At 53.1% G+C, this 22,189-nt stretch carries 22 protein-coding genes and 1 pseudogene; 16 read left to right on the top strand and 7 right to left on the bottom strand.

What is annotated here, in order from left to right; genetic code table 11:
• The first annotated feature begins 1 nt into the window (after window position 1).
• The 10 genes from PQR63_RS12165 (at window position 2) to PQR63_RS12120 (ending at window position 9,004) form a co-directional block, all read left to right on the top strand.
• On the top strand, window positions 2-1,033 hold the full coding sequence (locus PQR63_RS12165; RefSeq protein ID WP_408168144.1) for an aromatic ring-hydroxylating dioxygenase subunit alpha: 1,032 nt from the start codon (window positions 2-4) through the stop codon (window positions 1,031-1,033).
• Between the two features lie 72 nt (window positions 1,034-1,105).
• Entirely contained in the window at window positions 1,106-1,966 is an 861-nt protein-coding gene (locus tag PQR63_RS12160; protein WP_408168330.1) for an ABC transporter ATP-binding protein, read from the top strand.
• Window positions 1,947-2,738, top strand: coding sequence for an ABC transporter permease (locus PQR63_RS12155; RefSeq protein WP_408168143.1), 792 nt, complete (start codon window positions 1,947-1,949; stop codon window positions 2,736-2,738). Before PQR63_RS12160 ends, PQR63_RS12155 begins: the two co-directional genes overlap by 20 nt.
• 15 nt (window positions 2,739-2,753) lie before the next feature.
• Window positions 2,754-4,169 carry an amidohydrolase family protein gene (locus PQR63_RS12150; RefSeq protein WP_408168142.1) on the top strand — a complete coding sequence of 472 codons (1,416 nt, stop codon included), beginning with the start codon at window positions 2,754-2,756 and terminating at the stop codon, window positions 4,167-4,169.
• A gap of 79 nt (window positions 4,170-4,248) precedes the next feature.
• Window positions 4,249-4,947, top strand: coding sequence for a YqgE/AlgH family protein (locus PQR63_RS12145; protein ID WP_408168141.1), 699 nt, complete (start codon window positions 4,249-4,251; stop codon window positions 4,945-4,947).
• A 10-nt stretch (window positions 4,948-4,957) separates the two neighbouring features.
• A complete protein-coding gene (gene ruvX / locus PQR63_RS12140) occupies window positions 4,958-5,350 on the top strand; it encodes a Holliday junction resolvase RuvX (RefSeq protein WP_408168140.1) in 393 nt (130 codons plus the stop codon).
• Complete coding sequence (gene pyrR, locus PQR63_RS12135) at window positions 5,337-5,858, top strand: bifunctional pyr operon transcriptional regulator/uracil phosphoribosyltransferase PyrR (RefSeq protein WP_408168139.1); 522 nt, start codon at window positions 5,337-5,339, stop codon at window positions 5,856-5,858. Before ruvX ends, pyrR begins: the two co-directional genes overlap by 14 nt.
• Complete coding sequence (locus PQR63_RS12130; RefSeq protein ID WP_094565537.1) at window positions 5,851-6,810, top strand: aspartate carbamoyltransferase catalytic subunit; 960 nt, start codon at window positions 5,851-5,853, stop codon at window positions 6,808-6,810. The genes pyrR and PQR63_RS12130 overlap by 8 nt, the downstream gene beginning before the upstream one ends.
• 80 nt (window positions 6,811-6,890) lie before the next feature.
• Complete coding sequence (locus PQR63_RS12125) at window positions 6,891-8,177, top strand: dihydroorotase (RefSeq protein WP_408168138.1); 1,287 nt, start codon at window positions 6,891-6,893, stop codon at window positions 8,175-8,177.
• A gap of 17 nt (window positions 8,178-8,194) precedes the next feature.
• Complete coding sequence (locus PQR63_RS12120; protein WP_408168137.1) at window positions 8,195-9,004, top strand: lysophospholipid acyltransferase family protein; 810 nt, start codon at window positions 8,195-8,197, stop codon at window positions 9,002-9,004.
• Here PQR63_RS12120 and PQR63_RS12115 read toward each other — a convergent pair.
• A complete protein-coding gene (locus PQR63_RS12115) occupies window positions 8,934-9,755 on the bottom strand; it encodes a symmetrical bis(5'-nucleosyl)-tetraphosphatase (protein WP_408168136.1) in 822 nt (273 codons plus the stop codon). The two genes, PQR63_RS12120 and PQR63_RS12115, sit on opposite strands and share 71 nt — an antisense overlap.
• 343 nt (window positions 9,756-10,098) lie before the next feature.
• On the opposite strand from PQR63_RS12115, the gene rfbB reads away from it, so the two are divergent.
• From rfbB to rfbC, 3 genes are read left to right on the top strand one after another with little or no spacing between them, the layout of a single operon-like run.
• Complete coding sequence (gene rfbB, locus PQR63_RS12110; RefSeq protein WP_408168135.1) at window positions 10,099-11,181, top strand: dTDP-glucose 4,6-dehydratase; 1,083 nt, start codon at window positions 10,099-10,101, stop codon at window positions 11,179-11,181.
• Window positions 11,178-12,074: a glucose-1-phosphate thymidylyltransferase RfbA gene (rfbA, locus tag PQR63_RS12105; RefSeq protein WP_408168134.1), complete on the top strand. Its 897-nt coding sequence runs from the start codon at window positions 11,178-11,180 to the stop codon at window positions 12,072-12,074. The genes rfbB and rfbA overlap by 4 nt, the downstream gene beginning before the upstream one ends.
• Window positions 12,075-12,076: 2 nt before the next feature.
• Window positions 12,077-12,622, top strand: a complete 546-nt coding sequence (gene rfbC / locus PQR63_RS12100; protein ID WP_408168133.1) for a dTDP-4-dehydrorhamnose 3,5-epimerase — start codon at window positions 12,077-12,079, stop codon at window positions 12,620-12,622.
• 704 nt (window positions 12,623-13,326) lie between these two features.
• Here the strand turns inward: rfbC and PQR63_RS12095 are convergent.
• Entirely contained in the window at window positions 13,327-14,439 is a 1,113-nt protein-coding gene (locus tag PQR63_RS12095) for an acyltransferase family protein (protein WP_408168131.1), read from the bottom strand.
• A 200-nt stretch (window positions 14,440-14,639) separates the two neighbouring features.
• Here PQR63_RS12095 and PQR63_RS12090 point away from each other — a divergent pair, with 200 nt between their 5' ends.
• Together PQR63_RS12090 and PQR63_RS12085 are read left to right on the top strand one after the other, a co-directional pair.
• Window positions 14,640-15,380 (top strand): acyltransferase family protein, encoded by a 741-nt coding sequence (locus tag PQR63_RS12090; protein ID WP_408168130.1) that lies wholly within the window; start codon window positions 14,640-14,642, stop codon window positions 15,378-15,380.
• Window positions 15,362-15,838: an acyltransferase family protein gene (locus PQR63_RS12085; protein ID WP_408168129.1), complete on the top strand. Its 477-nt coding sequence runs from the start codon at window positions 15,362-15,364 to the stop codon at window positions 15,836-15,838. Before PQR63_RS12090 ends, PQR63_RS12085 begins: the two co-directional genes overlap by 19 nt.
• A gap of 69 nt (window positions 15,839-15,907) precedes the next feature.
• On the opposite strand, the pseudogene PQR63_RS12080 reads toward PQR63_RS12085, so the two are convergent.
• From PQR63_RS12080 to PQR63_RS12060, 5 genes and pseudogenes are all read right to left on the bottom strand, one after another.
• A pseudogene (locus PQR63_RS12080) lies at window positions 15,908-16,114 on the bottom strand (integrase core domain-containing protein); the annotation flags it as partial.
• Window positions 16,115-16,288: 174 nt separating this feature from the next.
• Window positions 16,289-17,887, bottom strand: a complete 1,599-nt coding sequence (locus PQR63_RS12075) for a hypothetical protein (protein WP_408168127.1) — start codon at window positions 17,885-17,887, stop codon at window positions 16,289-16,291.
• 72 nt (window positions 17,888-17,959) lie between these two features.
• Window positions 17,960-18,316: an EamA family transporter gene (locus PQR63_RS12070; protein WP_408168126.1), complete on the bottom strand. Its 357-nt coding sequence runs from the start codon at window positions 18,314-18,316 to the stop codon at window positions 17,960-17,962.
• Complete coding sequence (locus PQR63_RS12065) at window positions 18,313-18,966, bottom strand: class I SAM-dependent methyltransferase (RefSeq protein ID WP_408168125.1); 654 nt, start codon at window positions 18,964-18,966, stop codon at window positions 18,313-18,315. The genes PQR63_RS12070 and PQR63_RS12065 overlap by 4 nt, the downstream gene beginning before the upstream one ends.
• Window positions 18,963-19,958 (bottom strand): glycosyltransferase, encoded by a 996-nt coding sequence (locus PQR63_RS12060; RefSeq protein WP_408168124.1) that lies wholly within the window; start codon window positions 19,956-19,958, stop codon window positions 18,963-18,965. The genes PQR63_RS12065 and PQR63_RS12060 overlap by 4 nt, the downstream gene beginning before the upstream one ends.
• 1,141 nt (window positions 19,959-21,099) lie before the next feature.
• Between PQR63_RS12060 and gmd the strand changes: the two genes are divergently transcribed.
• Window positions 21,100-22,188, top strand: coding sequence for a GDP-mannose 4,6-dehydratase (gene gmd / locus PQR63_RS12055; protein ID WP_408168123.1), 1,089 nt, complete (start codon window positions 21,100-21,102; stop codon window positions 22,186-22,188).
• Window position 22,189: the final 1 nt, after the last annotated feature.

Here is a 22,189-nt window from a genome sequence, read left to right as displayed (position 1 = left end):
CATGCTGGTTACGAAACAAAAAGTCCTGCGCCGCTTCTGGTACGCCCTGATGCCTGTTTCCATGCTCAAGGACGGCCCTAAGCCATTTACTTTGCTGGGTGAGAAGATTGTTCTCTGGCTCAAGGAAGACGGCTCGCCGGCTGCCTTGCAGGACCGCTGCTGCCATCGCACTGCGCAACTGTCGAAGGGCTTTGTGGAGAAGGGCAACATCGTCTGCGGTTATCACGGCTGGACGTATGACTGCTCCGGCGCTTGCGTGCGCATTCCGCAAAATCCGGACGGCGCGATTCCGGCCGGCGCCAAGGTCAAGCCATATCATTGCCAGGAACGCTACGGCTACGTCTGGGTGGCGCTGGAAGATCCGTTGCGTCCGATTCCTGATTTTCCGGAAGAGAGCCAGCCGGGCTATCGCCGCATCTTCCAGTTCTATCAGCGTTGGGAAACCAGCCCGCTGCGCATGATGGAAAACTCTTTCGACAATTCTCACTTCAGCTACGTGCATCGCGCCACGTTCGGTCTGTACGATCAGCCCAAGCCTGAGAAGTACGAGATCACCGAAACCGACTACGGCTTCGAGGCGGAGACGCTGGTGCCGATCAAGAATATCCCGGCCAGCTATCGCGTCACCGGCACCACCGACGACGTCACCATGCGTCACATGTTCAACCGCTGGTATTTGCCTTTCGTGCGCCGTTTCGGTTGCCAGTACCCGGTATCCGGACGGCATCACATCATCTACAACTGCGCCACGCCGATCGACGACAGCACCATCATGCTGGCGCAATGGCTGTACCGCAACGACACCGAAGAGGATTGCCCGGAGGCGGAGCTGATCGCCTGGGACAAGCCGATTCTGGACGAGGATCGCGAAATCCTCGAAGCCACCGATCCCGATGCCTGCATCGATACGCGCCGCAAACAGGAATTTCACATGGCGTCCGACCGGCCTGGACTGATCATGCGCCGCGCTCTTCTGCAATTGCTGGAAGAGCATGGCGAGACGGAAGTGTTCGGCAGCGACAACCAGGTGTAACGGTGGGTCACATGAAGCGAGGCAACCATGAATGCGATGCAAGAGGCGATGATGAAAAGAGATGACATGACGATGCCGCTGCCGGGTTCCGGTGAATATGGCGCCGATGCAGCTGATCTGTCGAACACCGTGCTGAGCGCGAACCGTGTCGAAAAGACTTACCGCAACGGCACGCGCGCACTGGACGAGGTCAGGCTGGACATCAAGCGCGGCGAGTTCGTCTCGCTGCTCGGGCCGTCCGGCTGCGGCAAGAGCACGCTGCTGAAAATGTTCGCCGGGCTGGAGGAGCCGTCGCACGGTCATATCCGCTGGTGGGGCAAGAACCTGGCGACGGTGGGTACCCCGGATCGGACGCTGGCGATGGTGTTTCAGGAAGCGACGCTGATGCCTTGGGCATCGGTGGTGCAAAACGTACGTCTGCCGCTTGAGCTCAAGCACATGCCGCGTACCGAAAGCGACGTGCGCGTGCGCGATGCGCTCAAGCTTGTGGGACTGGATCGCTTTGAGGATGCCTATCCGCGTGAACTGTCGGGTGGCATGCAGATGCGTGCCTCGATAGCGCGTGCGCTGGCGACGCGGCCAAATCTGTTGCTGATGGATGAACCTTTCGGCGCACTCGACGAGTTCACACGCAACAAGCTCGATGCCGATCTGCGCAAGATCTGGAGCCAGCAAGACCTGACCGTGGTGTTCGTCACGCACAGCATTTACGAAGCGGTATATCTGTCGAGCCGCGTGGTGGTGATGGCGGCGCGGCCGGGACGCGTGATTGCGGACGTGCCGATCGAGGCGCCGGGAGCCGGCGGCATGCGCGACGACGCTTTCCGCATCTCGCCTGAATTCATGGGCTATTGCAAGATCCTGTCCGATTACCTGACGCTGGCCAATCAAGAAAACCAAGAAGGAGGGGCCCATGACGCCGCTCATCACTAATCCGAAATTTTTGCGCGTTGCCGCGCCCTTGATGATCGGCGTGGTGTTGCTGCTGGCCTGGCAACTGATCTGCGTAGCGCTGGAAGTGCCGGTCTATCTGGTGCCGACACCGTTGGTGATTGCCAAGACGCTGGTGGCGGATTGGGGCTTGCTGTCCGATTCGCTGCTGGTGACGCTGAAGATCACCTTCATGGCCTTCGTGCTGTCGGTGCTGCTGGGTGTGGCGATCGCGTTCGTGTTCGTGCAAAGCCGCTTCATCGAAGTCAGCTTCTTCCCGTACGCGATCATTCTGCAGGTGACGCCGATTGTCGCTATCGCACCGTTGATCATCATCTGGGTCAAGGAGCCGACCTTTGCGCTGGTGATCTGCGCGACCATCATGGCGCTGTTTCCCATCATCTCGAATACCACGCTGGGACTGCGCAGCGTCAATCCGGGTTTGCTGAATCTGTTCAAACTGAACAAGGCCTCGCGCTGGCAGACCTTGCGTCGCTTGCGCATTCCCAGCGCCTTGCCGTACTTCTTTGGCGGCTTGCGGATTTCCAGTGGGCTGGCCCTGATCGGCGCGGTGGTGGCGGAGTTTGTCGCCGGCACCGGCGGTACAGGCTCGGGATTGGCGTATCAGATCTTGCAGGCGGGTTTTCAACTGAATATTCCGCGCTTGTTTGCGGCACTGTTTTTGATTACCGTGACCGGGATCGTATTGTTCCTCGCCATGATGGCCTTGTCGCGCGTGGCGCTGGCCGGATGGCATGAAAGTGAAATGGGTTAAACGACAATGCAGACAATGACGACTTCTTTTTTGATCAGCAACATCGATGCCATCATGACCGGCTTGCCCGGCGCGGCGGCGCGTCATGCCGGGCCGGACATCCGTGTGATTGACGGCGTCATTGGCGCCATCGGCAAGCTGTCACCCTTGCCGGGCGAGACGATTGTCGACGCCACCGATTGCATCGCCTACCCGTCGTGGGTGAACACGCATCACCATCTGTTTCAGTCCATGCTCAAGGGCGATCCCGAAGGTATCAATGCCTCGCTCACGCCGTGGCTGGCGGCGACGCCTTATCGCTATCGCGCCAAATTCGACGAGAAGCTGTTTCGCCTGGCCGCGCGTATCGGCCTGGTGGAGCTGATGCGTTCCGGCTGCGGCACGGTGGCCGATCACAACTACTTGTACTATCCCGGCATGCCTTATGACACTTCGGCGATTTTGTTCGAAGAAGCCGAAGCGCTCGGCCTGCGCTTCGTGCTGTGCCGCGGCGGCGCGACGCAGACGCGTCAGCTGGAAGCCGAATTGCCGACCGCGTTGCGGCCGGAAACGCTGGACGGCTATCTCACCGACATGGAGCGCCTGATCCAGCGTTATCACGACTCGTCGCCAACTGCGATGCGCCGCATCGTGATGGCGCCGACCACACCGCTGTATTCGGCCACGCCGGAAGAGTTGCGCACCATGGCCGGTTTTGCGCGCCGTGCCGGCGTGCGCTTGCACAGCCATTTGTCCGAAACCGTCGGCTATCAGGAAACCGCGCAGGGCAAGCACCACTGCACGCCGGTGGAATTCGCCGAGCGCTGCGACTGGCTTGGTAACGATGTCTGGTTCGCCCACCTGGTCAAACTCGATCCCTCTGAAATCGCCTTGCTCGGCAAGACCGGCACCGGCATTTCGCATTGTCCGCAAAGCAACGGCCGGCTCGGCAGCGGCATTGCGCCGATCCGCCAGCTGGAAGAGGCGGGCGTGCCGATTTCCATCGGTGTCGACGGCGCTGCGTCCAACGAAGCCGCCGACATGGTGTCGGAAACCCACGCTGCCTGGCTGATGCAGCGCGCGCGGCGTGGCCAGGAAGCGACGCCGTCCTACGCCGGCGGCAGTTTTGAAGGCGGTGCCGATGCCGCGACGGTGGAAGACGTGGTGCGCTGGGGCACGACCGGCGGCGCCAAAGTGCTAGGGCTGGGAGGCCTTGATGGCTTGCAAGTCGGACAACAGGCCGACATTGCGCTGTACCGCCTGGACGATCCGCGTTACTTCGGCCTGCACGACCCAGCGCTGGGGCCGGTGGTCGGTGGCGGACGGCCGTATTTGAAGGCCTTGTATGTGGCCGGCAAGGCGGTGGTCGAGGATGACAATATTCTCGGTGTCGATCTGGTGGCATTGGGGCGGGAGGCAAGGGAAGCGACACGGCGTTTGTTGGCAGCCTAGGGCGATCCACGCCGGTCGGCGGGCGCAAAGCAGCAGGTGCTCGCCGCCGGGCTGGGGGATTTGCCGTAAAACTGCTAAAATGGCGGGCATGATCAAGCGACGTAAAGCCTTCTCCGCCGACACCTCCGACGCAGCCTTCGACGCGACGGAAACCTCCGATTTTGCTGCAAGCTCCGACAAGGCCGCCAAACTGGCTCCCGAGTTCGACCTGACCAATCATTTCCTGATAGCAATGCCCTCGATGCTGGATCCGATTTTCGGCGGCACCGTGGTATATCTGTGCGAGCACAATCAGAACGGCGCGCTCGGCGTCGTCATCAACAAGCCGACCGACATGACCATGGATGTCTTGTTCGATCGCATCAATCTCAAGCTTGAAATCATTCACGATTCGCCTGATGCCGTGCCTGAGCTGTATCGCAGCCCGGTGATGTTCGGCGGTCCGGTGCAGGTCGAGCGCGGTTTCGTGCTGCATACGGCGATGAGCCAGTTTTCGTCTACCTTGCAGGTGACCGAAGGCATTTCCCTGACCACTTCCAAAGACGTATTGGAAGCAGTCGCTCACGGCGACGGGCCGCAACAGGTGCTGGTCAGCCTGGGTTGCTCGGGCTGGAGTGCCGGTCAGTTGGAGGAAGAACTCGGCCGCAATGGCTGGCTGACTGTCAAAGCCGATCCATCCATCATTTTCGACTTGCCGGTGGAGCAACGCTTCACTGCAGCGCTGGCCTTGCTGGGCATCGACCCAGTCATGCTCAGCGGCGATTTCGGCCGGGCCTGAGCAGGACTCCGTGGAAACGCTCCTGGCCTTCGACTTCGGCTTAAAGCGCATCGGCGTGGCAATCGGCAATACCCTGATCAAACAAGCTCAGCCTTTAACCATCATCAGCGCGGCAACCAACGACGGAAAGTTTGCCGAACTCGGCAAGCTGATCGCGGAGTGGGCGCCGACGCGCTGCATCGTCGGTCTGCCCAGCCATCCGGACGGCGCCGAGCACGAAATGACCGTACGCTGCCGCCGCTTCGCCAACCAGTTGCACGGCCGTTTCGGCGTCGAGACGGTACTGGTGGACGAGCGCTATTCTTCAGCCGTGATCGAACAACGCCGCGGCGAGCATATCGACGCCGAGGCCGCCGCCATTATCTTGCAGCAATATTTTGACGACTCCCATGAGCACAACTAACACTTCCTTACCGTCGCTGGACGCCGAAGCGCTGTATGCCAAGCTGGTGCAGCAAGTAAAAGCCGGTTTGCAAGGCGTCGAACACGCCGCCATCGTCGGCATCCACTCCGGCGGTGCCTGGCTGGCAGAACGTCTGGCTGCCGAGCTGCAACTGAACGACCGGCTTGGCTTCATCGACGTCTCCTTCTATCGCGACGACTTCGCCGAGAAGGGCCTGCGCCCTGACGTCAAGCCGAGCCAGATTGGTTTTGACGTCGAAGGCGCGACCATCGTGCTGGTCGACGACGTGCTCTACACCGGCCGCACCACGCGCGCCGCGATCAACGAACTGTTCGACTACGGCCGCCCGGCGCGCATCCTGCTGGCGTCGCTGGTTGACCGCGGCGGCCGCGAGCTGCCGATCGCCGCTGACTTCCTGGCCGAGACGATTGTGCTCGCCGACAACCAATCCCTGCAACTGCAACGCGCCGACGACGGCCGATTTTCCCTGACGGTGGTCCATGCTTAATCCACAACTGAACAAGAACGGCGAACTGCAACATCTACTGACCATCGAAGGTCTGCCCAAAGCAATCATCACCAACATCCTCGACACCGCGTCGTCCTTCGTCAGCATTGGCGATCGCGAAGTGAAGAAGGTGCCGCTGATGCGCGGCAAGAGCGTGTTCAACCTGTTCTTCGAGAACTCCACGCGCACCCGCACCACCTTCGAGATCGCCTCGAAGCGTCTGTCGGCCGACGTCATCAACCTGAATATTTCCGCCTCCAGCGCCAGCAAGGGCGAGTCGTTGCTGGACACTATCGACAACCTGGCCGCGATGCACGCCGACATGTTCGTGGTGCGCCATTCGCAATCGGGTGCGCCCTATCTGATCGCCAAGCATCTGATCGACACCAGGCAATCGCACGTGCACGTGGTCAACGCCGGCGACGGCCGCCATGCGCATCCGACGCAGGGCTTGCTGGACATGTACACGATCCGTCACTACAAGAAGGATTTCACCAACCTGCGTGTGGCGATTGTCGGCGACATTCTGCACAGCCGCGTGGCGCGTTCGGATATCCACGGCTTGACCACGCTGGGTGTGCCGGAAGTGCGTGCCATCGGCCCAAGCACATTGCTGCCGAGCGGGCTGGAGCAAATGGGCGTGCGCGTCTTCCACAACATGGAAGAAGGCCTGAAGGACGTCGACGTCATCATCATGCTCCGTCTGCAGAACGAGCGCATGAGTGGCGCCTTGCTGCCGTCAGCGCAGGAGTTCTTCAAGAGCTACGGCCTGACGCCTGAACGCCTGGCGCTGGCCAAGCCGGACGCCATCGTGATGCACCCGGGCCCGATGAACCGCGGCGTCGAGATCGACTCGGCAGTGGCCGACGGACCGCAAGCGGTGATCCTGCCGCAAGTGACGTTTGGTATCGCGGTGCGCATGGCGGTGATGAGCATCGTCGCAGGTAACTGAGCAATCTCAAGCAACCCAAGCAACCAAAGCAACAACGAATTCAACATAGATTCAACGCGGACAAGAGTGGAATAGAGCGCATGAAACTGCACATCAAGAACGGCCGACTGGTCGACCCTGCCAACAATATCGACGCGCAGCACGACGTGTTCATCGCCGACGGCAAAGTGGTCGGCATCGGCAAGGCGCCGGCCGACTTCACGGCCGATAAAACCATCGATGCGACCGGCTTGGCGGTTGCCCCCGGTCTGGTTGATCTGAGCGCTCGCCTGCGCGAGCCGGGTTACGAATACAAGGCCACGCTGGAATCTGAAATGCAGGCGGCAATGCAAGGCGGCGTCACCAGTCTGCTGTGCCCGCCTGACACCGATCCCGTGCTGGATGAGCCGGGCCTGGTTGAAATGCTCAAGCACCGCGCCAAGTCGCTCAACCAGGCGAACGTCTATCCGCTGGGCGCGCTGACTGTCGGTCTGAAAGGCAAAGCCCTGACCGAAATGGCCGAGCTGACCGAAGCCGGTTGCGTCGGTTTTTCGCAAGCCGATGAGCCTATTCTCGACACCACGGTATTGCTGAGTTCGCTGCAATACGCCAAGACCTTTAACTACACCGTCTGGCTGCGCCCGCAGGATCCCCACCTCGGCCGTCACGGCATCGCACATAGCGGCCCTGCCGCCTCGCGCCTGGGTTTGTCCGGCGTTCCGGTGATGTCCGAAACGATCGCGCTCTACACCATCTTCGAACTGGTGCGCTCGACCCGCGCCCGTGTCCATCTGTGCCGCATGTCGTCCGCCGCCGGTCTGGAGCTGGTGCGTGCCGCCAAGCGCGAAGGCTTGCCGGTGACTTGCGACGTTGGTGCGCATCACATTCATTTGTCGGATATGGACATCGGTTTCTTCGACTCCAACGCGCGCGTCAATCCGCCATTCCGCTCGCAACGTGATCGCGATGCGATCCGCGCTGCGCTGCTGGACGGCACGATCGATGCAATTTGTTCTGACCACACGCCAGTCGATGATGACGAGAAACTGCTGCCTTTCGGCGAAGCCTCGCCGGGCGCCACCGGTCTGGAACTGCTGCTGTCGCTTTCCTTGAAATGGGCGGAAGATGCCGGCGTCAAGGAATCCGATGTGCTGAGCAAGGCCGTCGCCAAAGTCACCACCGATGCCGCGCGCGTGGCAGGTTTGCCTGCGGGCGGACTCAAGGTTGGCGACATTGCAGACGTCTGCATTTTCGATCCCAAGACACGCTGGACGGTGGAAGCCAAAGTCTTGGCCAGCCAAGGCAAGCACACGCCGTTCCTCGGTTACGAACTGAGCGGCCAGGTCAAGGCAACCATCGTCGCCGGACACATCGCTTTCGAACGCTAACCTCAGAAGAAAAAGCGATGCTTCCTTTTCGCATACTGCGCCTGGTTGCGCATTTGTTTCTTGGCATGGCGATTTGCGCCTTCATCTTTCCCTGGGTCGGCCCGGCGCGACGCGAAGGCCATATCCGCCGTTGGTCACGCCAGGTGCTGGGCATCTGCGGTATCCGCGTAGTCATCCATCCGCTGGATAGCGTGACGGCACCGGCGCGATCGCTGATCGTGGCCAATCACATCTCATGGCTGGATATTTTTGTCGTGAACTCGATGCAGCCATGCCGTTTCGTCGCCAAATCGGACATCCGGAGCTGGCCCTTCATCGGCTGGCTATGCGCAAAAACCGGCACGATTTTCATCTCGCGCGGCAAAGCCAGCGACGTGCGCCGGATTTTCAAGGGATTGGTGGAAAGTATCGAAGCCGGCGACCGCGTCGCCTTCTTCCCGGAAGGAACGACCGCTGCCCAAGGCAAGTTGCTGCCGTTTCATGCGAACCTGTTTGAAGCCGCACTTGATGCGAAGGTGCCGGTGCAACCTTATGCGCTGCGCTATCTGGATGCGCAGGGGAATTATCACCCTGCCGCCGATTTTATCGGTGACACGACCATCGTGGAAAGCATTCTGGGGATTCTGAAGGCGCGTTCCATGACGGCGGAATTGAGGCAGCTGCCTTCAATTTCAACCGAAGGCGCGCATCGCCGCGAACTGGCTGTCGCCGCCCGCAAGGTAGTGGCGGACGGGTTGGGTTATGTGCCGGAGGATATCAGCCGTGCTTCTGCGCCTGCGGGCAATCCACTTGAAACAGCGCACGATCCTCAAGCCGCACCGCAGTAAGTTTTCCGCCCCAGACGCAGCCTGTGTCGAGCCCCATGAGATTTGGGCGCAGCGTCAATCCCAGTGCAGACCAATGACCAAAGACGCAAGTCACGTCGGCGGTCTTGCGTCCCGGCATATCGAACCACGGTACGTAGCCTTCAGGCGCAGCGCCGGCGCCCTCCTTGATCTTGAAATCGATGCCGCCGTCAGGCCTGCAAAAGCGGATGCGCGTCAGGGTATTGATAATGCAGCGCAGACGATCATAGCCTTCAAGGTCATCCGACCATATTGCCGGCTCATTGCCATACATATGACGTAAAAAGTCTACCCAGTCCGGGCCGCGCAGTTTGGTTTCCACTTCATGCGCCAGTGACATCACTTTTTCGGCATCCCATTCCGGCAGGACCCCCGCGTGGAATAGGAGATGGCCTTGTTCGAACAAGGCCAAAGGTCGATGGCGCAGCCAATCGATCAGTTCGTCACGGTCGGGGGCGATCAGGATGTCTTGCAACGTATCGGTCGCATGGAGAGGGCGAATGCCTTGCGACACAGCGAGCAGGTGGAGGTCGTGGTTGCCGAGGACAGTCTGGGCGCGGTCCCCGAGGGCGCGGATGTGGCGCAGGGTCTGAAGCGACCGCGGACCGCGATTGATCAGGTCGCCAAGGAACAGGAGTTGGGCATTTGGCGAGGACTTATCGATTAAATCCAGCAACTGTTGCAGTGATTGGCAGCAGCCTTGAAGGTCGCCGATAGTGTAGGTGATGGACATTAGCAAACAAATGGTAAGAATAGTAGTTTAATTGAGCAATTTTGACTCTGTCGCGAACGACTAGTGGCGGCAGTCGTGTTTCATTTCCTGCGTTCCGGCGCAGTACGAGGTTTTTTCATGACATCACTATTTTTAACTAGAATAATTCATTGCTAATTTGCAGTGGCGGCCTTTCCTTGAATGTCATTACCCTACCAGGGATGATTGAATGTCATTTTGATAATTCAAACCCGGCTATAAATAGTGGATAATCCAAAGTTACCCGTAAATTCAGAGTGCCTATGTAGTATCGCTCTTAGTGTATGTGGCCCGCTATTTATTTGAACGCACTTAGGACAACCAGATGATTTTCGTTACAGGAGGGGCCGGTTTTATCGGTTCCAATTTTATTCTCGATTGGCTCGCCAAAAATGACGAAGCGGTAGTCAATTTCGATAAATTGACCTACGCGGGTAGCATGAATAACTTGGTAAGTGTTAGTCAGGATCCTCGGCATATTTTTGTGCAGGGCGATATCGGTGATAAAGTGCGGGTCGCTGCGTTATTTGCGCAATACAAGCCACGTGCCATCATTCACTTCGCCGCCGAAAGCCATGTAGATCGCTCGATCCATGGTCCTGCTGCCTTCATTGAAACCAATGTGAATGGCACCTTTGGTCTGCTGGAGGCCGTACGCGCGCATTGGGCCAGTTTGCCAGATGCTGACAAGGTCACTTTCCGCTTTTTACACGTCTCTACGGACGAGGTGTATGGAACTCTGGGGACGCATGATGCGCCGTTTACAGAAACCAGCCAGTACGCCCCCAATAGTCCCTATTCTGCCTCCAAGGCGGCATCCGATCACTTGGTACGGTCGTATCACCATACCTACGGTTTGCCCACTCTGACGACCAATTGCTCCAACAATTACGGCCCTTATCATTTCCCGGAAAAGCTTATCCCATTGATCATTGCGAATGCCCTGTCAGGTAAGCCGCTGCCTGTTTATGGGGATGGCCAGCAGGTGCGCGACTGGCTCTATGTAAGCGACCATTGCGCTGCAATCCGCCGCGTGTTGGAAGCGGGAGTACCGGGTGAGGTCTATAACATAGGCGGCTGGAACGAAAAGACCAATTTGGATGTGGTACATGTCTTATGCGACATTCTGGATAGACTTAGTCCAAAGAGTGCTGGCAGTTATCGCGATCAAATCACCTTCGTTGCTGATCGCCTGGGACATGATCGCCGCTACGCTATCGATGCGCGAAAGATTGAGCGTGACTTAGGCTGGAAACCAATGGAGACTTTTGAAACCGGTATTCGCAAGACGGTGCAGTGGTACTTGGAGAATCAGGCCTGGGTCGCTGATATTCAATCGGGCGAGTATTTGAAGTGGGTTGACCAGAACTATAGTCAGCGCCAAGGTGCTATAAAGGCAATGCAATGACAACGGCTGCGCAAAATCGCAAAGGCATTATCCTGGCCGGTGGCTCGGGTACCCGACTGTATCCGGTTACGATGGCGGTCTCCAAACAGCTGCTGCCGGTTTACGATAAACCGATGATTTATTATCCGCTGACGACGCTGATGCTTGCTGGAATTCGCGAAATCCTGATTATCTCAACGCCACAGGACACGCCGCGCTTCAAGGAATTGCTCGGCGACGGAACACAATGGGGTATAGAGCTCAGTTATGCCGTGCAGCCGACACCGGATGGTCTGGCGCAGGCATTTATTATCGGACGGGATTTTATCGGAAATTCCCCTTCTGCCTTAATCCTCGGGGATAACATCTATTACGGTCACGATTTCGACAGTCAATTGCGTGCCGCCTCTGCACGGACGGGGGGCTCGACGGTCTTTGCCTACCATGTGCATGATCCAGAGCGCTACGGTGTTGTTGAATTTGACAGTGAGCGTCATGCCGTCAGCATTGAAGAAAAGCCGCAACGGCCAAAATCCAACTATGCAGTCACAGGTTTATATTTTTACGATCAACAGGTCTGCGACATCGCCGCCAACATCAAGCCATCTGAGCGCGGGGAGTTGGAAATCACCGACGTCAATCGTGTCTACCTCGAACGCAATGAGCTCACAGTTGAGTTAATGGGGCGCGGGATGGCATGGCTCGACACGGGCACGCACGAGTCGCTGCTGGACGCCGGGCAGTTCATTGCCACTATCGAAAACCGCCAAGGGCTGAAAGTGGCATGCCCGGAGGAGATCGCCTATCGCAAGGGATACATCACAGCCACGCAACTCGACGTATTGGCGCAACCGCTAAAGAAAAATGGCTATGGTCAATATTTGTTGCGTTTACTGACTGACAAGGTGTACTGAAGATGCAAATTAAACAGACTGACCTCTCGGACGTACTCATCGTTGAACCTAAAGTATTCGGCGACGATCGTGGTTTCTTTTATGAGAGCTTCAATGAGCGCAGTTTCAATGAGCTGACTGGTATCACGGTCGATTTTGTCCAAGACAATCACTCTAAATCTACAAAAAATGTTTTGCGCGGTTTGCACTATCAGATCCAGAATCCTCAGGGGAAATTGGTGCGTGTGGTGTCTGGTGAAGTTTTTGATGTCGCTGTGGATATCCGAAAAAGCTCGCCTACATTTGGACGCTGGGTGGGAGTGACGCTGTCCGCTGACAACAAGCGCCAGCTATGGGTGCCACCGGGCTTCGCACATGGCTTTCTCGTTACCAGCGATTCTGCAGAATTTTTATACAAAACTACCGACTATTGGGCTCCGGAATTCGAGCGCTCTATTCTGTGGAGCGATCCTGCTATTGGCATCGAATGGCCGATTGATGGTGCGGCACAGCTTTCCGGTAAAGATCAAATCGGGAAATTGCTGGCCGATGCTGAGGTTTTTGCGTAAAGATACTGCTCACAGGAAACTTCAAAGCCAAAGTGGCGTTGGCAGCGTTATGGGAGATAAAACGCTGACGGAAATTGCACAGTAATATGAAGGCCATTCGAATCAGGTAACGGAATGGAAACGGCAATTGCTGGAACGCGCAGCCGACGTGATTGAGAGTGGATCGAACACCGGAAGACCGACAATGCACCGGACATCAAGACACTGTATGCAAAGATAGGTCAGCTGACGCCTGAGGATTTTTTTTAGGCGGCACGTTCACCAAGGCGGGATTGCTGAGCGCAAAGAAATGATCGACGAGTTCACGATCTACCGGTTTCCCGACAATGCAAGATTCTGCCGCTGGCGTGATCGACGGCTTCTTACCCGCCTGAGCAAATCGGTGAGACTGATTTGATGCAGATGCGTATTGACGAATTACATCTGGAACATCCATTCGCCGGCAGCCGGAATCACCTACATTTCGGTGAGGCAAGGCTTCGTTTATCTGTTGACACCGATACGTTTTACCACTGGCATCTGTCTGCCTTGAAACAGGCCGCGTAGATGACTTTATTTCTGCAAAGAGCCACTTAACAACGGAAAATTCTCGTCCAAACAATCGAGGCCACCTCTCTTGTGGCCAATCAAAGAACTCTCTCATTTACTGCGGAACAACGTCGCAATTAATGCAGGAATTTTATCCGTGATGCCATATGTACGGGTCACCGACGGCTACTATTGACCGAGGATAACAGTCGTCTTTCAAACCACTTGCTTATCGCTAGGCCACGGCGCTCTATCAAATAATAGGTTGCCGTGGATACGATGATTGATAGTAATGCGACCAAGAGAAAGCCTCCCAAGCTTCCTTCTGCGGAAGGCACAATTTTTACAAGAGCTTCCTTGATCGGAAGATGACTGAGGTAAATACCGTAACTTATGGTTCCCAAGAAAAGACATATGCGATTCTGGAAAAAGATTCTACATATAAAGCTTTTGGGCGACCCAAGGCATATCAGTGCGAACGTCGCAAACGACGTGAACACGAGGTCGTTGTATACGAACCGATTAAATAGCGGTGGATTTGTTGAATAAATGACCGATGCCAATAGGACTGCTGCGATAGCAACATTGTATGGACGAGAGGGGGTAATCTGCCGCAGCTTGAAAGCCGATATCCCAAGGCAATAGGCCAATAGGTAAGGGATAGGGCTCCAATATAATGCTATCGCTGCTGTATCTGGATCTAGTGGCAAAATAGCGGGAAGGTATGTGGTCGCGACACAAATAGCTAGTGATAGCGGGATCGCTATCAACACACCGTAGCGAGCACGAGTTATTGGCCCCATGATGTAAGGAACGAGGAGGTACCAAAATACCTCGACAGGGATTGACCACTCGGTGCCTATGATGGAGTTGGTTACACGGTAATCAAGAAATCCAAGAAAGGTGACATGCATGAACCAGTTATATGCGTCAAGTTCCATCCCAAAGTGTTGGCCCCAGTAATTAGTTCCTTGAGCTATTGAGGCTGTAACAATAATCCAGAAATAATAAAGAGGCGCGACACGCCATATCCTACGCGCAAGATATGAACCGTAGGACGGCGCGCTCAGGTATGAACTTGTCACGCTAAACCCTGAGATTACGAAGAAGACATAGACGCCTGCATGGCCCATGTCGGCGAAGTGATTTCCTATTGCGCCAAGTTGCCGCAATCCCGCGCCGCCGGCGTGAATAAGAACAACAACCAATGCCGCATATGCCCGCATACCTGTGATGAAATTCGTTTCACCATAGTTGGGTAGCGCGCTGGGAGAGTTATGTCTTTGCATTTTTCTGCTTATCGTGGAACTGCTATGGTAGCAGAGTCGTCAGCCAGTCAAATTTTGTCACATTCTATTTATTTGTCAGGGTGACCTACTGTTCAATGAGATTAACAAAAATCAACTCCATCTGTACAATGCAGACAGCACTAATAAGCCGCATTTTCAATTTCTGGTAATGCGTACAAAGCAAATAACTAGGGCAGGTTATGCGTACGGATAGTGGGATTTATCGCTCAGGAGGCGATTCGTTTGGCGAAAAAATCTATCGATTTTTGATTGCCGCCAAGGATGTTTTTGATCTGAATATGCCTGGGCGCATCGATATTTTTGATGGTTTTCGGGCGATCGCAATCATCCTCGTGTTCAATACTCATTTCTTTTCAACTTATTATGCGCAACAGTATTTTGCGGACGACATGCCTGTTGTCCGGCGACTTTTCAATACCCTTCGCTCCGGAGATATGGGCGTCGACTTATTCTTCATATTGAGCGGTTTTCTGATATTCAATATATTGCGACGTAGGTCGCCGACTTTCAGCAGTTTTTTCGGAAAACGCTTTGCGCGACTACTTCCCGCACACATTGTGCTGTTGCTATTTATGTCGGTCGCGCCATTCTACTTCGGAGATTTTGTGGCGAATTTATTTTTTGTTTCGCCACTTTTTGAAGGCGTCAAGACAATTAACCCGGTAACTTGGACCCTAACGATCGAGTTGCTTTTTTATATTATTATTTTCTTTGTATGTCGGTCCTTAAAGGGAGTCGGAGCATGGTGGTTGATAGCGGCGACCGGCATTTTTGTTCTCATACCGCACAATCTTTTGCTCTGGATCGCGGCGAATGTAGAAACCTCGCCTAGCCTGCAATTCTTTTTTATCACACCGGCGCATATCTTGATATTGGGCGTATGTTCAGCTTTCTGGTGGGCATGGCGATTGCTGAACTGACGCTACCAGGTAAATTAGTTATGTCGAAAAAAGTATCGGCATTTCTGGCGTTCTGCTCGCTAATAGGCTTGGTTGTCTTGATGATGATCTGGGCAAAATTTTCAGCAGTACTGGTGAGCCATCCGGCAACAAGCGGGTATTTCATGTTAAGCGCGTTATTTTTTGGCGTTATCGTATATCACGCAATGATGCACCCAGGGATGCTGTCAAAAATAATGAGCTCGACACCCCTCCGGTTTTTAGGAAAAATAAGCTATTCGTTCTACTTGATTCATATTCTTACATTGCAATTTATCCCGCATTTATTTCCAAAGATTTCCTCTGTCTCTGGAGTGGTCGGCGTCTATTTTTTCATATTCACTCTGTGCGTGTTTTTAAGTTCACTAAATTACCTATACTTCGAGCGCCCGTATTTCAACGGCGGCTTGCTGTCTTTCTTCCGCATGAAGAGAGGGTAATCCCCCCATTTTTAAGAAAAATAAAAGTAGAGGCTAAGCCGCGAGGGTCAATTTCTGCTTCGGAGTGATTCAGCCGAGCGCCATATTCGGGTGTTCGTGATTGTAGGTCCGGAGCCAGCCGGTGGCAAATTCCTGGATTTCATTAATCGATTCAAACAGGTAATGCTCTAGCCAGTCATAACGAACGGTCCTGTTGTCGCGCTCGATATATGCGTTCTACTGTGGCTGTCCATGCTGGATAAAGTTAATCTGGATGCCACGTTTTTCAGCCCATGCCGCCAATGTTGCGGGCTATCCTTAAATGCGGCAGAACTCAGAGAATCAGAAGCTCAAACGTCTCGTTGCCGAACAAGCGTTGGATATTCTTGTGCTGAAAGACGTTCTGCAAAAAAAAGTAGCGTTGCCCGCCGCATAAAGTGAGCAGGTTTTACAAAACGCGCTTGAAAAATGTCAGTGAGGTCCCTGGCGCGTATCGCTCCAAATTACCTTTCCGGCAGGCGATAGCAGTTTGTAATCAGTGCCATCAGGTTCAATATAGGCCTCGCATTTTTTATTGGTTTTCCCCAACATGACCTTCACTGGATATTTTGCCCGCTTTGAAATAAAAAACGACCAATAATCATATGGATCTGCATCAGCCATGAGGCTCGTAATGCACAGAGTAGAAAATGGACCGATATTGCGCGAATGGAGCGCGTCACCTAATGCCGCCATTGAGGAAGAACGCCGTGCATCATTCCGACTTTTGTCGAAAAATGAGACTGACTGGTAATGATTCAGATATGCGCCGAATGCGATGCTTGATGCAAGCAACACGGCAATACCGTTGGAAAAAAATGTAATAAATAATTTTTTTGATGTGTATGTCAACAAGAAAACAATAGCCACCGCCAAAGCCAGGCATATGGCAAAACTGCTGAAATAGCTGCCGATATAGTAAGGGCCTTTGGTGGCCCATCCTCGGTAGCGCTCTGTTAAACCAAATAAAATATTTGGTATAAAAATAAACAGGACTATGGATAAAATGCATTTGAAACTAATTATGCCGCTCGTTTTTTTAGGCGAAAATGCCTGCAGAAAAATACAAAATGCCATTCCTACTGCAACGATTACGCTAATGTGGCTTGCGGGGAGTGATAGATCCCAAAACCAATCACGCAATCCCCGGATGTAGATTCCATTAACGGAAAATGCATAGACCGTATATAAAACATCGTGTGTATTGGACCAGCTTAATCCTTGCGCGCCAGCATAGCTAGATCCGTAGATCATTCTATATATGGCATACAGAAGTAGGTAGCTTCCAGTGGAAACGAACAACCCGATATTATTTTTTCTAAATTCGTTCAAATACATCCGCCATGTATCTCCTGCTACCTTTTTGGGGGGAGATAAATGAAGCCACAATAAAACAAATGCCAATGCGTAGAGGAGCATTGCTTCATAAGTGAGCAGGCTAGTAAAAAAAATTGTATAGGCTAATGTTGTTGGCTTGCCTCTGCTAACGGCCTGTGTGAATAAATACAGGCTGAAAAAGAACAGCGTAATGCCGAGGTTGAACCAGAGCGGAAGGGCGTGAAAGGGGTTATAGCCACTACCGACGGTGTCTTGTAGTGCCAGGAGAATAAAACCCGACAGCAGCGCTAATATCCTTCCGAATAGCACTTGGGTAAAATAATAGAAAGCAATTACAGCGCTTGCGCTGGATAATATTCTGAGTGAATTCGTCCAAGCCAAACTGTCAAACAAATAGGGAATTTGAGCGAGCGGGAAGATAAATAATTGGTAAAACCGTCCTTGTGATTCCGCCAGGACTTTGGCTGCGCCGAACACGCCGTTGTAATGGTAGGCGGCAGATGCCGTGAAGCCTTCATCACCGCCAGTAAACCCCCCGCCCCACATACGGAACAGCACTAAAGCCCAGCCTATGACAAGTAATAGCAATAACGCGACATCAACTCGAAATGGCACCGAATTGTTGTGGTGAATAATGTTGTTTGAGGGCTTATTCATATTTTTTTCTGAACCTCTAGCTGGCAGATCGCGCACATTGCGGTCATTGGCTTATTCGAATTGGGGCTTACTGCTCAAATAGACGCAATCCACCGGATTGTTGCGTTGTTAGCTAAAAAGCCTGAGAGCAATTACTCCGAACATTATTAGTCCGATTGAAAACCACTGCGCCATCGAAATTGGCTCGCGCAAAAAAAAATACGCAAAGATAGGCACCAAAGCGAAACTTAAGCTTAGCAATGGATAAACGCTGGAAACGTCGCATTTGGACAAAACCCACAGCCATGCCGCGGAGCAAATCGCGTAAATTGCTATTCCCAGCCATAAGCGTGGTTCAAATAATATTCCGCTCAATATTTTTTCAGCGACATTATTTTTGTGCCGTTCGACAGCCATTTTGAGCACGATTTGTCCAAAGGCCGCAGCAATAGCGACAATTAATGCAACGACATATCCGCCATTCATAGGGCGCCCGACTTCTTGACTTGTGCCACCACAAGCATTTGTTTGCCCATGAATTTAAATGGCGATTTCAAGTAAGTCTTGATTAGTATGGGCCATGAAGGAAGTCTTGATTTCATCGATAGTGGGAGAAAACGTGGCTGCAAATCGGTGACATCAAATCCATGCGCATCCAAAAAATCTCGGATGGAAACATGGGACCAAATTGCCTTGTGCGTATAGTCATCAAAATATTCGGTGCTCGCATAACGATAATTGGGCTGCATAATTATGAGCCGCCCATTGGCTGTCAATTTTCGTTTTATTTCGCTTAGGCACGCGGCGAACTCATCCTGGTCCAGATGCTCGAATAAATTACTTGCGAACACCGTGTCAACGGACGTATTCGTTACAAAATCTAAGTTTGACACCTCACCCACGACAGCCTGAACATCTTTGTTTGCATAGCTGGGAAATTGCGGCCAAAGATCGACGGCAATTTTTTTTGCTGCAGTTATGTTGTTTATGAATTCACAATAACCAGCGCCGAGTTCAAGTACGGTTCCTCCCGTGGGAGACATTTTTTGAAAAACTGCCTGAATAAGCGTTTTCCAGACAACATCTCTTTGTGTTGAGTGTTGAAACCGCGATTCGTGATAACCCTGGACATTCATGATGTTATCGCACTCCAGCCAATGATAATTCCAACAATCATCCGCACCCCCACTCGCAGCGCGACACGATTTGATATATTCCCACCCTTGCTGATGCCTACGCGAGGGTGAAATGTTATGGGGCACTCCAATACTGAAAAACCATTCCGGATTGCTTGCTCTAGAAAATATGGATTGAATTCCAGATTGACTTTGGAATCGATTTGTTTAAGTAGTATGCGGAGAGAGTTTGAGCGAATGACCTTGTAAGTTGTGCCCACATCACTAAGCGTGGCATCTCCGAGGTATTTGGCTTCCAGCAGCTTTGCGACTGCAAAATTGCCGTAATGCATAAACATGGAAAGCTGCGTTTCTGCTTGTTGTAATTGTTCAACGATGCGGGTGCCATTGACAATATCAGCGTGCGGCAAATACGCTACGAATTTTGGTAAATCGTAGGCTCTGAATGTCATGTCGCCTTCACAGAGTGCGACGATTTCGGTGTCCTCATATTTTGAAGCTTCAGACAGTGCGCGCATTACGCAGGCACCGTAGCCTTGCTTCTCTTCGTTATAGACAATGGCTCCAGCGTTTGCGGCGACTTCCATTGTTTGGTCGCTGCTGTTGTTGCTAATAACGATAACTCTTTGTACCAGTTTATTTTCTAAAAAATCTCTTACCGAACTGCCAATGCTTTCCTGATCATTGTAGGCCGTCAGTACAACAGTGATTTTTGTATTTTCAATTGGCTCATTTCGAAGTTTTTTTCTATTTCTTTTCGATGGGACAACGAAAATCAGATCAATGGTTATCAGCACAACACCAAAAATAACAGGCGTTGCGCTATACCAAATGATGATTTCAACAACATCTTTTACGTGATGACTTAATGGCAGAAACAATCGTAGGGCGGCCATTATTGCACCCATTATTGCGCCTATTAAATAGCCAAAAATGCCAAGCATAATTAGCATTAATCCCCAAAGAGCAAAACTTGTTTTTTTGCCTTTCATTGTTTCCCTTGTATGTAATTTAGGCGCGCTTGTAAAAATCCCACAATTGGTTGGAAGTCTAAATTTCTTGATGAATTGTCGACTCAAAGCGCTGATCTACTGTGCTCTGTTTATTGTCCAGGCTGCAAGTATCTGACATTTTACACAAAAAACTACTGGCTCCGTACTAGACTTGGCGCGAGTTGTCATTGCAATAAATAAGCGTTTTTAGGCTGCCTCTGGGTGCTTGTTTGTATGTTGGCAACAACAGCTGGATATTGCTGAAAAGTGCGAAATGCCGCCCTGGATTATCGAGGCTGTTGGGGTGCGGTCTTTGTATTGCATTGGAGCATGCGGGGGGATTGGCGGTTTATGTTGCCGCTTTTGAACTTCTATCGGAAATTTTTCCGTGTGTGGCGTAGTCCAGTCGTTCCATCTTTCTGATAGTAGGCTGATTGCGAGTCCTTCTATCGTGCCTTGCCGCTTTGCTTGTGTTGGCTCGCTCCATGCCGCTCCTTGTGAGGGCTCTTGCCACCGCCGTCCCGTTTGCGTGCGTGGAGCGGCTTTCAACGCTAAGCACTTTGTGCGCAAGCTTTACCAACTTCATTCCCAAGTTTGGGGTTTGCTTGTTCGGTGGGGGCGCTAATCCCGGTTTGTGAGGTTTTGCTCGCACGCCGGACTGAAAGTTCTGAAGTCGTGCTGTACGTTGTGCGGGTCGTGGAGGTCGCCAGCCTCCTCCCCGTGCTGTATAATTTCGCCCTGCGCTGCCGCCTGTTTTGCGGCGCGCACGCACTTGTAAAACCTCAATGGGGCATGCCGAACGTGGTCTGGGTGTCATATGTGCCGGTTTGGCGGCAACCCGCCGTTTGGTATTCAGCCAAATGCATGCAAGATTGTCTGATAGCCCCGCTCCAATTGATGATTGGCGGTGTTGCGGGATTTCGGTCTTCCTGCCGCCACGTGAGTTGTTCTTGGCTATTGCGAGTGATTTTGGTGTTGCGGGCTACCGTCTTGCATCTAAAGAGGTGTTGTAGGCGAGTATTTCTATGGGGTTACTCAAGAACCGGGAAATCCCTTACATGTTAGCTCGTAACGGTAGCGCAGGCCGACAGTGAAGTTAACGTTGAGCGGTTTGAAGATACTTAGGGAAAAAGTGAATACTATGAACAAAAAAGTCGCGTTAATAACCGGAGTGACCGGTCAAGATGGTGCGTATCTTGCGGAATTTTTGCTTGATAAGGGGTATGAGGTGCATGGCATTAAACGACGCACTTCCCTCTTCAATACGGATCGAATAGACCATTTGTTTCAGGATCCCCACGTTTCGGACGGGCGGTTCGTTTTGCACCATGGCGACATGACGGATTCATCCAGTCTGATCCGCATCATCCAGCAAACTCGCCCAGACGAAATCTATAACTTGGCAGCGCAAAGCCATGTCGCAGTGTCTTTTGAGGAGCCCGAATACACCGCGAACTCGGATGCGTTAGGCGCCTTGCGTGTATTGGAGGCGATCCGCATTCTGGGTATGGAAAAGAAAACCCGGTTTTACCAGGCCTCCACGTCCGAGTTGTATGGTTTAGTGCAGGAAACGCCGCAGAAGGAAACTACGCCTTTCTATCCCCGTAGTCCTTATGCTGTTGCCAAACTTTATGCCTATTGGATTACCGTCAATTACCGCGAGGCTTACGGGATGTACGCCTGCAACGGGATTCTCTTTAATCATGAGTCGCCAATTCGCGGCGAAACATTTGTCACTCGTAAAATCACCCGGGCGCTTGCTCGCATCAAACTGGGTTTGCAGGAGTGTCTATACCTCGGCAATATTAATGCTTTGCGGGACTGGGGGCATGCTCGCGACTATGTCGAGATGCAGTGGCTGATGCTGCAACAAGAGCAGGCTGAAGATTATGTTATTGCCACAGGGCAGCAGTACAGCGTGCGCGACTTCGTGAATGCTGTTGTTAGTGAGCTGGGCATGTCTATTCGTTGGGAAGGTGACGGCGTTGACGAAAAAGGATACGACGAAAAGGGGCAATGCATTGTCGCTATTGATCCGCGCTATTTCCGACCGACAGAGGTTGAAACACTGTTAGGTGATGCCAGCAAAGCGAAGTCCAAGCTGGGTTGGGTGCCAAGAACTTCATTTGTCGAGTTGGTACGCGAGATGGCGGAGTCTGACCTCAAGCAGGCGGAGTTTGATCTTAAAGTGCAAGAGCATGGTCACAAAGCGCTTCGGGGGCAAGGCTAAG

It is taken from the genome of Herbaspirillum rhizosphaerae (assembly GCF_046025915.1).
GTDB lineage: Bacteria > Pseudomonadota > Gammaproteobacteria > Burkholderiales > Burkholderiaceae_D > Herbaspirillum > Herbaspirillum rhizosphaerae_A.
The sequence above is the reverse complement of the archived record's forward strand: the minus strand, read 5'-3'. Positions and strand labels throughout refer to the sequence as shown.